14 protein-coding genes, 1 other RNA gene and 1 pseudogene are annotated in these 13,860 nt (G+C 50.3%); 6 read left to right on the top strand and 10 right to left on the bottom strand.

All coding sequences use genetic code 11. The features are described from left to right. Positions 1–95: 95 nt before the first annotated feature. Positions 96–317: a hypothetical protein gene (locus ACFFJP_RS05010; protein WP_208930583.1), complete on the bottom strand. Its 222-nt coding sequence runs from the start codon at positions 315–317 to the stop codon at positions 96–98. 360 nt (positions 318–677) lie between these two features. Here ACFFJP_RS05010 and ACFFJP_RS05015 point away from each other — a divergent pair, with 360 nt between their 5' ends. Next, entirely contained in the window at positions 678–2,453 is a 1,776-nt protein-coding gene (locus ACFFJP_RS05015; protein WP_377241095.1) for an AIPR family protein, read from the top strand. A gap of 174 nt (positions 2,454–2,627) precedes the next feature. Here ACFFJP_RS05015 and ACFFJP_RS05020 read toward each other — a convergent pair. The 6 genes and pseudogenes from ACFFJP_RS05020 to smpB all read right to left on the bottom strand — a co-directional run. After that, positions 2,628–2,783 (bottom strand): annotated as a pseudogene (locus tag ACFFJP_RS05020) (transposase); the annotation flags it as partial. A 98-nt stretch (positions 2,784–2,881) separates the two neighbouring features. After that, positions 2,882–3,493, bottom strand: a complete 612-nt coding sequence (locus tag ACFFJP_RS05025) for a DUF1294 domain-containing protein (RefSeq protein WP_377241097.1) — start codon at positions 3,491–3,493, stop codon at positions 2,882–2,884. Between the two features lie 80 nt (positions 3,494–3,573). Next, positions 3,574–4,011, bottom strand: coding sequence for a type VII toxin-antitoxin system HepT family RNase toxin (hepT, locus tag ACFFJP_RS05030; protein WP_377241099.1), 438 nt, complete (start codon positions 4,009–4,011; stop codon positions 3,574–3,576). Beyond that, positions 4,001–4,408, bottom strand: coding sequence for a type VII toxin-antitoxin system MntA family adenylyltransferase antitoxin (gene mntA / locus ACFFJP_RS05035; RefSeq protein WP_377241101.1), 408 nt, complete (start codon positions 4,406–4,408; stop codon positions 4,001–4,003). The genes hepT and mntA overlap by 11 nt, the downstream gene beginning before the upstream one ends. A gap of 401 nt (positions 4,409–4,809) precedes the next feature. Further along, positions 4,810–5,167, bottom strand: a transfer-messenger RNA (tmRNA) gene (gene ssrA, locus ACFFJP_RS05040). 154 nt (positions 5,168–5,321) lie between these two features. Then, positions 5,322–5,804 carry an SsrA-binding protein SmpB gene (gene smpB, locus ACFFJP_RS05045; protein WP_208930585.1) on the bottom strand — a complete coding sequence of 161 codons (483 nt, stop codon included), beginning with the start codon at positions 5,802–5,804 and terminating at the stop codon, positions 5,322–5,324. Between the two features lie 114 nt (positions 5,805–5,918). Between smpB and ACFFJP_RS05050 the strand changes: the two genes are divergently transcribed. Both ACFFJP_RS05050 and ACFFJP_RS05055 read left to right on the top strand, forming a co-directional pair. Further along, a complete protein-coding gene (locus ACFFJP_RS05050; RefSeq protein ID WP_208930586.1) occupies positions 5,919–6,362 on the top strand; it encodes an SRPBCC family protein in 444 nt (147 codons plus the stop codon). Continuing rightward, a complete protein-coding gene (locus tag ACFFJP_RS05055; RefSeq protein ID WP_377241104.1) occupies positions 6,355–6,723 on the top strand; it encodes an RnfH family protein in 369 nt (122 codons plus the stop codon). Before ACFFJP_RS05050 ends, ACFFJP_RS05055 begins: the two co-directional genes overlap by 8 nt. A 182-nt stretch (positions 6,724–6,905) precedes the next feature. Here ACFFJP_RS05055 and ACFFJP_RS05060 read toward each other — a convergent pair whose 3' ends face one another. The 3 genes from ACFFJP_RS05060 to nadK all read right to left on the bottom strand — a co-directional run bounded on the left by ACFFJP_RS05060 (position 6,906) and on the right by nadK (position 10,010). Then, on the bottom strand, positions 6,906–7,283 hold the full coding sequence (locus ACFFJP_RS05060; protein ID WP_377241106.1) for an outer membrane protein assembly factor BamE: 378 nt from the start codon (positions 7,281–7,283) through the stop codon (positions 6,906–6,908). Positions 7,284–7,357: 74 nt separating this feature from the next. Next, positions 7,358–9,025, bottom strand: coding sequence for a DNA repair protein RecN (gene recN, locus ACFFJP_RS05065; protein WP_377241108.1), 1,668 nt, complete (start codon positions 9,023–9,025; stop codon positions 7,358–7,360). Positions 9,026–9,128: 103 nt separating this feature from the next. Further along, complete coding sequence (nadK, locus tag ACFFJP_RS05070) at positions 9,129–10,010, bottom strand: NAD(+) kinase (RefSeq protein WP_208930590.1); 882 nt, start codon at positions 10,008–10,010, stop codon at positions 9,129–9,131. A 244-nt stretch (positions 10,011–10,254) separates the two neighbouring features. Here nadK and hrcA point away from each other — a divergent pair, with 244 nt between their 5' ends. The 3 genes from hrcA to ACFFJP_RS05085 all read left to right on the top strand — a co-directional run bounded on the left by hrcA (position 10,255) and on the right by ACFFJP_RS05085 (position 13,833). Next, positions 10,255–11,262 (top strand): heat-inducible transcriptional repressor HrcA, encoded by a 1,008-nt coding sequence (gene hrcA, locus ACFFJP_RS05075; protein ID WP_377241110.1) that lies wholly within the window; start codon positions 10,255–10,257, stop codon positions 11,260–11,262. A gap of 42 nt (positions 11,263–11,304) precedes the next feature. Further along, positions 11,305–11,865 carry a nucleotide exchange factor GrpE gene (gene grpE / locus ACFFJP_RS05080; RefSeq protein WP_377241112.1) on the top strand — a complete coding sequence of 187 codons (561 nt, stop codon included), beginning with the start codon at positions 11,305–11,307 and terminating at the stop codon, positions 11,863–11,865. Between the two features lie 480 nt (positions 11,866–12,345). After that, a complete protein-coding gene (locus tag ACFFJP_RS05085; RefSeq protein WP_377241114.1) occupies positions 12,346–13,833 on the top strand; it encodes an NAD-dependent succinate-semialdehyde dehydrogenase in 1,488 nt (495 codons plus the stop codon). The last annotated feature ends 27 nt before the right edge of the window (positions 13,834–13,860 follow it).

Genomic DNA, 13,860 nt, shown 5'->3' on the forward strand with positions numbered 1-13,860 from the left:
CGCCACAACAGAAAAAGAAACAGACAAATAAAAAGCCGGCAGTTAAAAGGACAACAAGACCAGACTGCCAGCAGGGGAATTAGATAGTAGAGGGATCAGAATGGCGTCTGTACTGACGCCTGACATTGTTGCTGCAACAGCGGGCTGCTGATATCACCACAGCGGCGCACATCCAACTGCGCTTTCGCCAGGCACATCGCCTTTAAATCCGTATCCGGCAAACCCAGACAACGCGCCGGCGCCGACGACCAGGCCGAAATCGAAAACGTCACAACACCGGTCAGAATTAACAAAGTGCGTAAAACTGGCTTTTCCATTTCAGACTCCGGGACATGTGCAGCAAGGGATAACTGAAGCCTACCGGGTGTGGATGAATTTTAAATGAATGGGGTGGGGGTTAAAAACGCAAAGGCCCGGAATGGTGGTTGGGTAGTTAGTTGGGGTATTTGAACACATCAGAAATGTGAATAAAATCATTCATTTGTTAGCGTCAAGGTCTTTTCAGGTACAGTATGGCTTTGGTAGAGTGTATATCGAAAAATAAAAATACGAAATGGTTGAACATGTCTAACGGCATGACCTAAGTAATTTTAGGTGTTGTCTAAGTTATACAAGTACTTTATTTCTTGAATAGTTAAAATTTATTGGATTAATCTTAAATTGAATGCGGTGAGTTTATGAAATATGGAAAATTGAATGACAGTCCGTTTTGGGTGTCTCTGCAACAACGGACTGACTTAGCAATTCACGGTAATTTAAATGCAGCTTTGTATGCGTTAGAGTTGCATAATAACATTGCTGATATTGTTAGTCTCGCGCCAGAGATAATAACAGAAGGAGGTGATGATGAAAATATTGATTTGCTTTACGTGGATTTAGATTCTGCTTCTGTTTACGTAATCCAATCTTTTCAGTCTCCGCTATTTAGGGAGCAGGGTGCTCGGCCAAATAAAGCTCGTGATAGTAGCTATGCAGTTATGGCGTTATCTACTATGACGATAGAGGACATACCTAATAGAATTCGTGAGCAAGTTGTTATTGCTCGTGAAGCAATACAAAGTGATTTAATTAAGAATTTATACATATGGTTTGTTCACAACTGCCCTGAAACAGATGAATGTAAAAGAATAATGGATGGAATTGGCACTCAGGCCGCAACTATGCTTCGAGGTCTTGGTAAGTCATCTATTATTGTTGATGCATCTGAAGTTGGGCTGGAAACTTTGGATCAGCTATACAAATCACAACAGAACGCAATATTAATATCTGATGTCATTGAGACGCCAAAGAATGCAGGATTTGTAGAGTATAGTGACACTGGGTGGACAGCATTTAGTACAAGCGTGACTGCGTCTTTTTTAAAAAACCTCTATAGTAGATATGGGGAAGATAAACTGTTTAGTGCTAACGTCCGTTCTTATATGGGTAGTAACAACAAAGACCAAGCAATAAATGGACAAATAAAAAAGAGCGCGTTAGAAACTCCTTCAGACTTTTATGTTTGCAATAACGGAATCACAGCGTTAGTTCATGATTTTGAAGTGAAATTTCCAAGTGAAGACGACAAAAACTTAGGAAGGTTGTTGAATATTACAGGTATTTCTATTGTTAATGGAGCGCAAACTACAGGTTGTCTATCAACCAATGAGCAGGTAATAGACCCAAGAATTAAAGTTGCAATTAGATTCATCAAAGTTAATGATGATGAGAAGGTAAGAAAAATAACTCTTGCAAATAATTCTCAGAATAAAGTATTGGCATCCGATTTTCGTTCTGGGGATGAAGTCCAAAGTAGACTTCGAAGCGAATTTGAGAGAGTTGGAGATGCATTCTATACTGGTGGACTTCGGAAAATACTTACACCTGCTCAAAAGAGAATACTTATTGATCCTGAAACTCTTGCTCAGGTGCTTACGGCATTTCATGGGCACCCAACCAGTAGTTACCACCAAAAAACAGAAATTTGGGAAAAAGACGAGCTATACAACATAGCATTTAACGCAACGATAACTTCTAGGCATATATTATTTATATATAGTCTTTACGAGGCTATTGTAAGTTATAAAAACGATATAGCGATATCAAATCGTCATGGTAATCTATTAGAGCAAGATAAACCTAAACACGAGTTTCTAAGCAAACCAGGTGTTAGTTTTATAGTTATTCATGCTGTAGCATCTATCATTGAAATGATTGTTGGTAAGGTAATACCTAACAAATATTCTTTGTCGTTTAGAGATGACATTAATAGAGAGCAGTCAATACAACTTTGGGAGAATGTTATTAAGCAAGTTGTAAAGCGTACAGTGCGATTGCTGCCTGCAACAGATAATAGATTATCACAAAGAGCCAAAATTACAGAAATTATGGACAACTTCCGTGAAGATATGGATATGTTCAGAGATAATTTCAACGAATGGTTTCCAGATCTCATCAAGGCTATTAAGCTCTGAAGGTTTTATCTATTTTATACAATCTGATAAGCTATAGTTACTTTGGGCCACTCATGATTTTCAATGGAGTGAAAGCATGAGTGGTAATTAATGAGAGTCAATAAGTATACTAATTACATACATAGGCGGTACAACTAGTTTTTGTTTTCTGATTAGGTATTATTCCATATCAATCGCTGCTTCCAAACCCGCGTACTTCTTCTTCTTCCACGCATAAAATGTTCCCTTAGCGATACCAAGTTTGCGGGCAATTTCAGCTATTGGTAGGCCAGCTTCGTGCTGTTTAAGTGCAGAAAAAATTTGTTCGACTGAAAAGCTTTTTGATTTCATGATCGACCCCTCGTTGGTATTCATCATGCCCAAATTCACCGTCGTTGTGGTCCTTTATATTGGGGGACCGTCATAACGTGCTGGGGTTAGTGAAATATCTAGGTAGGCAAGCCAATAAATCCTTGGTCGTACCATAGCAATAACAGGCAGACATTCAGGCCGACTGTCAGCCAGAACCAGTTGCGAAAGGCGGTTTTGACTGATTTATGCCGCAGGATTTGTTGTGCCAATACGGCACCGGGCCAGCCACCGAGTAGTCCAAACTGTAATAAAGTCGATTCCCGCACGCGCCAGCTGCCGCGTCGGGCGGCGGCTTTGTCATGCCAGTACAGGAAGAAGGTCAGCACCGATAATGCCAGGTAGCAGTAGGCGAGTGGCAGGGGTACTTTTTGCAGCCAGACGGCGATGGCGAATAAGATCACAAAGCCAAGGCAGAGCAGACTGCTGAGTTTACGCTTGCCGGTTGTTGGTTCGGCGGAGGCTTTATCCAGTGTGCTGAAGATGACATTGGCTGCGCGGTGTTTGCCGTCGGGGCCCTGTGTCGCCTGATATACCACCATATCGCCGACCACCGGGCGCCGTGGTTTGCGGCTGAAATCACTGATGTGAACAAAAAGTCGGGGGCCTTTAAGGCAAGGTTCGATAAAACCGTAGCCCTTGTCGTCATCCCACTGACTGATTTTACCTTTTTGTTTGCTGCCTGCTAACATCGCATTCCTTGGTGATGGCAGCACAGTGTCCGTTTTGTGCTGTGTTCAATGAAACTAAAGTACCTGATGAGAGGACTGGATTAGAGTGCTGGATTGCACAGCAGCAGCTGACAATAGCTCTGAAAATCGACCAAGCGATGTTGAATAATGTGCTCGGTAATGGGCAGCTGCAGACGCTGATATTCGTGCACAGCAATATTGCGAAATCCGACCATTTTTTTCAACTGTTCAGCCAGATCTGCCGGAATAAAACTGGCGCCGGCGAGTAGGGTAAACACATCGCGTGAGCTTTGTGGCACGCCTAATTTGTGCTTGCGGATCAGGTGTTGGCCGATATCCAGCGCAGCTTCACAAGCGCGCTGAATATTCAGCACCGCTGCGTCTTGCCGGGTAAAATCTGTGGCAAAACTGGCCGGATCTTTATGAAATTCTTCTGCTGCCCGTTTTACCGCGCGTTCGATGCTGGCGGCTTTATTCAGCACCACATCGTCTGGCGCCTTTGTCTGTTCATTTGCCATAGACTGTGCCTTGTTGCTGAATGTCATCAATTAAACCCTGCCGGGCTTCATTTAAATCCGTCATATCGGACAATAAACCAGATTCGTAGCTGTTGATGTGTGGGTCGGTTGCTAATAAGCGCATGCCGGTGCTGAGAATTTGATGCTGCATCACCGTTGAAGCGGCGCGAAAGTCGAGTAAATCAACCTCCAGCTGCAGCACTTCGGCTAAATCGCCACTGATATCCCAAAGTTCAATTGGGTCCAGATAACCTGGCATTAAAACCGCCAAATCGACATCACTGGACGGAGTCGCCTGGCCACTGGCCTGGCTGCCAAATAAATAGACAGCAAGCAGGTTTGGCAAACGCTGTTGCAGCAGCTGCAGCATTAATTCAGTGTTGAATGAGGTTGTCACAATATTGTTCCAGGGATCTGAGCCCGCAATAAAAACCATAGTAACCATTTACATACTGAACACTAAATAGCCGGCGGCACAATTCGGCGGATTTATTGTGTAAATGTGGTTTGGTAATTGTTGTTTGAGGCAAAGGCCAGTCGAAGATGGCGAGGGGATATACTGCCCTGCGGGCGTTACGCAAGCTCCGGATGAGCCCCGAACCTGGCTTCGCGTCCGCCACAACACTACCACTTAAAGCAAAAGGCCACCCGGAGGTGGCCTGGGGGGATTTACCGCCCTGCGGGCGTTGTCTCCGCTTGCTGCGCAAGCTCCGGCTGAACCCCGAACGTGGCTTCGCGTCCGCCACAACACTACCACTTAAAGCAAAAGGCCACCCGAAGGTGGCCTTTTACTTTAAGTGGTGGAGCTGGGGGGATTTGAACCCCCGTCCGAAAAACCTACGTCTTCAGTACTACATGCTTATCCATTCGTTTGGTTAACCCTAAGAGCGCCGAATGGCAGGCTATCGTTGGGCGAGTCCGATTGGTTTTAGCATCTTGGCTCCGGACAAAGCCGCCATGCGATCCTATTAGGGGTGATCTTCCAGAGTCTCAGCTTATAGGCATGCGTGAGGGGAAGAGCATCTACCGCTTATTAGGCGGCGATTGCGTATGTTTCGTCGTTTGCGACTACTTTTTTGCGGCTTTTTACGAGGCCAACCGCCCCTCGGCATGCACTTAGGAGTTCGTGAATCCCGTCGAATCCAGTATCAGCCCCGAATTCTTCGTGAAGCGAACGCTTCAGTAACGTGGGCATTCTATGCCCTGCAGCACGTCGCGGCAAGCAATGCTTTTGTGCTTTGTCGCCTTTCTGTGCTGCTTTAGTTCTAAGTGGTGATCAATTCGCCAGTTTCAAGCCCTGGCAAATAAAATCAGCGTTTGGAATGCTTCATCATCCGTTCTTTTTCGCGTGACCAGTCGCGGTCTTTGATGTCGTCGCGTTTATCGAATTCGCGTTTACCTTTGGCCAGATAGAATTCGAGTTTGACCCATGGGCCTTTCCAGTACATCGCGGTTGCGACCATGGTGTAGCCATCACGCTCTTTGGCGCCAATCAGTTTGTTGATCTCGCGTTTGTTCAGCAGCAATTTGCGTGAACGTTCGGGATCACAGACGACATGGCTGGAGGCGCTGTTCAGTGGCTGGATAATGGCGCCGAACAAATAAGCCTCGCCATCTTTAATAATGACGTAGGAATCAGCGATATTGGCTTTGCCCTGGCGGATACTTTTAATTTCCCAGCCTTGCAATGCCATGCCGCCTTCGAATCTGTCTTCAAGAGAGTATTCGTGGCGGGCTTTTCTGTTGAGGGCGATGGTACCGCCCTGATCTTTTTGGTTTTGTTTCTTAGTCATGCTAACTCAGAGAAGACTTGCGGGCCTTTGCAACACAGCCTGTGTCGCTGCCGTGAAAACTTGTGACAGGGGCAGGATCTGTTACAATCGCCGACCTGATCCAGGGGAGTGAGTATGCCACAAATTGAGCGCAGCGCGCTGGTTTTTTACAGCTGCCAACAGATGTATCAACTGGTTAACGACGTACCTTCATATCCGCAGTTTCTGCCGGGTTGCAGTCATGCGGTGGTGCTGTCCAGTACCGATACTGAACAGACCGCGCGTTTAGATATCAGTAAAGCCGGTATCACCCAGAGTTTTACTACCCGTAATCGCTTAGAACCGCATCAGCGCATTGGCATGGAACTGGTCGACGGCCCGTTTAAATTTCTGCGCGGTGGCTGGCGTTTTGTGCCGCTGAATGACCAGGCCTGTAAAGTGGTGCTGGAACTGGAATTTGAATTCTCCAGTAAATTAATCGAATTTGCCTTTGGCAAAGTGTTTAATGAACTGACCGGCGCTATGGTGCAGGCGTTTACCAACAGAGCCAAACAAGTCTACGGAGTGTCACATGGCTGATGTCATTCTGATTGAAGTGGCGTTTGCGTTACCGCAGCGTCAGTCGTTACTCAGTGTCAGTGTACCGGTAGATGCTACCGTCAAATCAGCGATTGAAAGCTCGGGCATTTTGCGGATGTATCCGGAAATTGACCTGACACAGCACAAAGTGGGGATCTGGAGCCGGACGGTGCGGTTGGAAGACACTTTAAGTGCCGGTGACCGGATTGAGATTTACCGGCCGTTGATCGCAGATCCAAAAGACATGCGCAAAAAGCGGGCGGATAAAGCGAAAGAAGAAGGCAGAGCGGATAAAACTACCGGTGGTCGCCCACAGCAGCATAAAAATCACGAGCAGGATGGTACGGACTCAGCGCACTGACGCTTTTTCTGCGGTGTGGGAATGTTGTGCAGTAAAGCTGTGTGGCAGCTGCCAGTCGAGCCAGCGCAGTCTTTAGGCATTTAAAGCCAAAGAAAAACCCGCAATAAAGCGGGTTTTTTAATTTCTGTTGGTCGCAGTGCTATTTGTCGAGGCCCTCAACAAAGACTGGACCGGCTGCTGGTTTATTGATCCAGCGGAACGTTAAATTCTTTTGGTGTATCAAAATCACCTGTCATTTTGACCAGCTTGCCATTTTGAAAATTCAGCACCAGCTGCTTTTCAAAATTATCACCGCGGCCACCTTTTAACGCATAAAAATAATGCCAGGTGTTGTCTTCAAAACTATTTTCAGCGACCGGATTACCGAGGACATACTGGACTTGCTCTTTGCTCATCTGGATGCGCAATTTATCGATATCTTTTTGCTCCAGGAAGTTGCCTTGCGGCACATCAATCCGGTAAATCCAGCTGCTGCAAGCTGTCACGGACAGCATCAGGCCAGAGGCAAACAGCCAGGCTCCGGCTTTTTTTAACGTCAACTCGCGCATAATTCTCTTCATTATCAGCTTTAGTTAGCAAAGTGACCGGCATCATACCGCAAGCGCCGGCCAAGATTAAAGTGCCAAGTTCTGACTTATGGTGTGCATAAAAGTTCGCGGGCATTGGCAATTGCATGTGCGCTGACGTTTTCACCGGCCAATAAGCGGGCAATTTCCTGCACCCGTTCATCGTCGGTCAGTGTGCGCATACGGGTTTCGGTGTGAATGCCGTCGGTATATTTTTCCACATACAGCTGCTGATGGCCCTGGCTCGCGACTTGCGGCAAATGCGTGACACAAATCAGCTGAGTACTGCTGCCAAGCTGTCGCAGCATCCGGCCGACACCGGCGGCGACCGGACCGCTGATGCCAACATCGACTTCATCAAAAATCAGCGTAGGGGTGGTGACCTTATCTGCCAGGATCACCTGTACCGCCAGACTGATGCGCGACAACTCGCCGCCAGAAGCCACTTTGTGCAACGGTTGCAGCGGTTGGCCCGGGTTGGTGCTGACCAAAAATTCAATCTGATCCCAGCCGTGACCATTGGCGCGCTCTGGTGCCTGCGGCTGGATATCAATAAAAAAGCGGGCGTTGTGCATGCTGAGCTCGGCCATACTGCTGGCGATCCGGGCGGACAGTTCCAGCGCGGCCTGTTGCCGGCTGACACTCAATTGTTCCGCCGTGCTACTGAATTCGCGCAGAGCCTGCTGGATATGCAGTTCCAGTTCGACTAAGCGTTCGTCATCGCCGGCCAAGGCCTGTAATTGTTGGCTGAGCAGCTGATGATGCAGCGCCAGCGTGTCTGGTGCGATCTGGTGTTTCCGGCTCAGATTGAGCCACTGACTGAGGCGCTGATCGATTTCAAGTAAGCGTTCCGGATCGATTTCGACCCGTTCGGCATACCGGCGCAGTTCACGGCTGGCTTCTTCAATTTGGACCAGCGCTTCTTGCAGCATCTGCTCGATGGGACTGAGCTGCGGATCGACTGCGGCGCTGTCGGTCACGGCAAAACAAGCCTGACGCAACATGGCAAAAGCATTGGATTCATCGTTGTCATACAGCAGCTGCAACGCGAGTTCACTACTTTGGATCAGACCCGAGCTGTGGCTCAGCCGCTGATGTTCGGCTTCAAGCGCTGCGAATTCATCTTCTTGCGGCGCAAACTGGTCGAGCTCTGCCACCTGATATTCCAGTAACTGACGCTGTGCTTCGCGTTGCTGCTGATTTTGTTGCAGGGCCTGATATTCGCTTTTCAGCTGCTGCGCTTGTTTCCAGCGTTGTTTACATTGACTGAGTAATTCAGGGTGCGCGGCAAAAGCATCCAGCAGCTGGCGTTGGTAGTCGTTTTTTAGCAGTTGCTGATGGGCATGCTGACCATGGATGCTGAGCAGATATTGGCCCAGCGCTTTTAATTGTTGCGCCGGTACCTGCACGCCATTGATATAACCGCGGGAGCGGCCTTCATGCCCAATCACCCGCCGGACTATACATTCGTGGCCCATCGCCAGATCTTGCTCTGCCAGCCACTGTTGAGCAGCCGGTAACGCACTGATATCAAAAGTAGCGACCAGATCGGCTTTGTCTGCGCCCGGTCGGACCGCCAGACCGTCGGCCCGTTCACCGAGACACAGTGCTAAGGCATCGAGGGAAATAGATTTGCCGGCGCCGGTTTCGCCGGTGATGGTGGTCATCCCGGCTTGCCATTCGATTTCAAGGGCTCGGACTATCGCGAAGTTACTGATGTGGAGATGGGTCAGCATGTCAGTTCCAGTCATGGCGGATAATGACTGTTAATTTATACAGTGTTTTTCTGGCTGACAAGCTGCATTGCGAAAAAATTTATAAAGTGATGATTCAAAACGATTAATAGAGTTTTGAACCCCAGCCGAGCTTATTGCGCAGTACGTGGAAATAACTGTATCCCGGCGGATGCACCAGAAACAGTGGCTTCGGATGCTTGCGGATCACAATTTCATCGCCCGGCATCACCGCCAGGATCACATGGCTGTCGCAGCTGATCTGCAGATGTGCGTCATTACTCGGCGCCACTTTTAAACGGATCTCACTGGTGCCGGCTACAACCAGCGGTCGGCTGCTCAGCGTATGCGGGAACATCGGCACCAGGCTCATCGCGTCCAGTTCAGGCGTCAGGATCGGGCCGCCGCCAGACAATGAATATGCGGTAGAACCGGTCGGCGTGCTGACAATCAGGCCGTCGCTGCGTTGGCTGAACACAAATTCATTATTGATATAGGCTTCAAATTCAATCATATGCGCGACTTTGTCGGCATGTAGTACTGCTTCGTTAACGGCGCTGTTGCTGCTTTTAATCGCATCATTGCGATGCACTTCGATCTCCAGCAAATTGCGTTTTTCCGTGACAAACTGGCCGGCCAATACTTCTGATAGCGGTAATTGAAAACTCTCTGGTGATAAGTCGGTCAGGAAACCAAGATTACCGCGGTTCACGCCAAGCACGGCCACGCCAAAGCGTGCCAGTACCCGCGCTGCGCCAAGCATGTTGCCATCGCCACCGACGACAATCGCCAGGTCACATTGTTTACCTAAATCGACCAGATCGGCCGCTTCAACGGCCGGCAGCCCAAGTGTTGCGGCTACGCGCTCTTCCACCAGAATGCGGACATCATATTTGCACAGGAAGTGATACAGACTGACCAGCGTATGGTTGGCGCCTTGATGATTGGGTTTGCCGATAAGGCCAATAGTGCGAAAACTCGGAGTCATGCAGGACATTCCGCTTGCTGCTTATCGGCCGAGTATACAAAGCCGGGGCGGTGGCTGCCAGACTTTCCTGCGCTGCAGTGACAGCCTTAGGGGCCGGCTCAGTGTCCGGCCAGTTGAGCTGTCCAGTTCGCTGAGCCGAAAGTCTGTGTTTGCAGGCTTGGCCTGCTGCAAATCAGGTCATTGATTTTTTCGGTTATATCCCCACTATAGACAAGTGTTTTATTCCTAACGAGCAACAAACCTGATGCTGAGCCGGCCCGAGCTGATCCTGAAACTGATCGTTGAGCAGTACCTGAGTGATGGAACGCCGGTATCGTCGAAGTTTATTTCCGAGCAGGGCGGCTTACAGGTTAGCTCCGCCACAGTGCGCAATACCATGGTTCAGCTCGAACAAATGGGCCTGATCCGTTCGCCGCATACCTCGGCCGGCCGTGTGCCGACCACGCAGGGGATCCGGCTGTTTATCGATAAAATGTTGCAGCTCGAAGCAGTGCCACAACGTTGGCTCAATGAAATTCAGCAGACTTTACTGCCGCAATTGCCGCCGTCAGTGCTGATCCAGCGCGCCGGCCAGTTGCTGGCTAACTTAACCGGTCTGGTCAGTCTGCTGAGTCCACCAAAAGCCGGTGGCCGGGTGATCCGTCAGGCGGAGCTGGTGCGGCTGGCGATGGACAAGTTGCTGTTGGTAGTGATAGATGCCGAAGGCGACGTGCTGCATCGTGTGCTGGCGCAAAATGCCGATATCCCGCAACAAACTTTAAGCCGCAGCCTCTGTGTGCTGAATGCTGCGCTGTGCGGGCAATGCTGGCCAGATGCGATTGGCCGGCTGGCGCTGATGGCGCGGACCGAAGGTGGCGATACCGAACGCTTGCTGCTGGACGTCATGGCGCAGCTTAGTTTGGACGAGATGCAGCAGAATCAGCCGTTGGTTTATGGTCAGCATCATTTGTTGCAGGAAGCTGAGCATCAGCCTGATGCCGCGCTGCAGCAGGTCGTGCAATTGCTGGAGCAGCCGGCCTGTTTGCTGCAAATCTTAGCGCCGGTGTTGCAGGATCAGTGCACCAAATTAATTCTCGGCCGTGAGTCGGGCATCACAGAACTGCATAATGTCAGCATCATTGCACTGCGCTATCAGGCCGAGCCTCACCGCGTGCTGGCTCTACTGGGGCCGAGCCGGATGCATTACGCGCATTTAATCCCATTAGTCGAAGCGGTTGGCTTGCAGTTATCAAAGCACTTGAATCAGCCGTGACAATCCCCATAATAGCCGCATTCATTTCGGAGTAAGTAAGCAATGAACGAACAAGACAAGGTACAAAGCGCGGAACAAGCAACGCAAACAGAGCAGGAACAAGTGCAACTGTCTGATGAGCAACAGATTATCGCTAAACTCGAGGCTGAGCTGGAAAAGGCAAAAACCACAGCCGCCGAACAGACCGATTTAGCACTGCGGGTGCGGGCCGAAGCTGAGAACATGAAACGTCGTGCGGCGCAGGACGTGGAAAAAGCGCATAAATTCGCGCTGGAAAAATTTGCCGGCGATTTATTACCGGCACTGGACAATCTGGAACGGTCTTTAGGCTTTATCGATCCGGCCAATGAAGCGGTTAAAGCGCTGGCAGAGGGCGTAGAGCTGACTTTAAAAGGCTTGATTGATACTGTTGCCAAATACGGCGTCCAGCAAATTGACCCACAGGGTCAGCCGTTTAACCCGGATTTCCATCAGGCGATGTCAATTCAGCCAAACGCTGATCTGGCACCGAATACGGTGATTTTCGTCATGCAAAAAGGCTATGAGCTGAACGGCCGTTTATTGCGCCCGGCGATGGTCGGCGTGTCGAAAAAGCCGGATTAACCTGTCGCTTATTTTGTAGGCCAACGCCATGCGTTGAGAAAAAACCAGCTTCGGCTGGTTTTTTTGTTTCTACTTCCATGGCGCTTACCCTTTGGGCCAACGCTTTGCGTTGTTAAAAACCGCTCCTGGCGGTTTTTTATATCCAGGGACGGATTGTATGCAGAAAATGCAGGAGCAATTTTCTGCGATGCGCAGCCATCCATGGCGCTCACCTTTCAGGCCAACGCTTTGCGTTGTTAAAAACCGCTCCTGGCGGTTTTTTATGCGCTGCCATCCATGGCGCTTACCCTTTGGGCCAACGCAGGCGTTGTTAAAAACCGCTCCAGGCGGTTTTTTATGCGCTGCCATCCTTGGCGCTTACCTTTTGGGCCAACGCTGTGCGTTGTAAAAAACCGCTCCTGGCGGTTTTTTATCTTTATCGTTGCAGAAAATTCGATAAATGCGGGTATTATCGGCAGAATCGAATACAAGGAATTTCTGATGGAATTGATGCCCGACGCCACGCTAACGTCACTGCAGTTGCCACCTTGTGCTTTGTTAATCAATGGCCAGTGGCGGCAAAGCGCTCATAGTTTTCCGGTTGTAGACCCGGCCAATGGCCAGGTGCTGGCTCAGGTTGCTTCGGCGTCGCTGGACGATGCCGCAGAGGCGCTCAGTGCGGCGACCAACGCCTTTACCCATTGGCGGCGCAGTACTGCTACCGAACGGTCGCAATTGTTACAGCGCTGGCATCAGCTGATGCTGCAACAACGTGAACGGCTGGCGCAACTGCTCTGTGCCGAGCAGGGCAAACCAATTAGCGAAGCGCGGGCGGAAATCGATTACGCGGCGTCTTATCTGAACTGGTTTGCCGGCGAAGCATTGCGGCTGGAAGGTGACTGGCAACATCCGAGCGTGGCGGGCCGGCAGCTGTTGAATATTCCTGAGCCGGTCGGTGTGGTGCTGGCACTGACGCCGTGGAATTTTCCCGCCGCGATGGTGACGCGTAAACTAGGCGCGGCACTGGCCGCCGGCTGTACGGTGTTGTTAAAACCGGCGGAGTCCACGCCATTAACTGCGCTGGCGCTGGCCGAACTGGCGATGGAGGCAGGCATTGCACCCGGCGTGATACAGGTGTTGCCTTGCGCCACACCGGATCCACTGGCGGCATTTCTGATCGCATCGCCACAAGTGGCCAAAGTTAGTTTCACCGGTTCTACGGGTGTGGGTCGGCTCCTAATGCAACAAAGCGCCACTACATTAAAACGACTGTCGCTGGAACTGGGTGGCAATGCCCCGGTGCTGGTGTTTGCCGACGCGGATCTGGATGCCGCGGTGACCGGTATTATGGCGGCCAAATTCCGCAATGCCGGTCAGACTTGTATTTGCATTAACCGGGTGCTGGCTGATGCCAAGATCGCGCCAGAACTGGAACAGCGGCTCGCCGCTGCAGTGATGGCGTTGCAGGTTGGCGCAGGTCAGGTCGACACTGTGCAGATCGGGCCACTCATTTCGGCCAAAGCAGTGCAAAAAGTGCAACAACTTGTCGAGGGCGCCATACTGCAGGGCGCGCGGCTAGTCTGCCAGCAACGATTGCCCGCAGCGCTGCAACCTGGTCCGGCAGGCGGTTATTTTTTTCCGCCGACTATGCTGGCCGATGTGACGATGCAGATGGGGATATGTCAGCAAGAGATCTTCGGTCCGGTGCTGACACTGCAGACTTTCACTGATGAAGCGCAGGCGCTGCAGCTGGCCAATCAGACCGATGGCGGTCTGGCGGCCTATCTGTACGGCGGGGATGAAAAACGCAATTATCGGCTGGCGCGTCAACTGACGGCCGGGATGGTCGGGATTAATGCCACGGCTATTTCGGATGCCCGCATTCCGTTTGGTGGCGTTGGCAGCGCCGGGTTTGGCCGGGAAGGCTCAAAATATGGCGTGGCAGATTATCTGCAACTGAAGCACTTGTGCTGGGAATTGGCTGAATAAGGTCAGCCGGATAAATCGGCTGTCGTG

Origin of the sequence: Rheinheimera tilapiae, from assembly GCF_042432165.1 — a bacterium.
GTDB lineage: Bacteria > Pseudomonadota > Gammaproteobacteria > Enterobacterales > Alteromonadaceae > Pararheinheimera > Pararheinheimera tilapiae.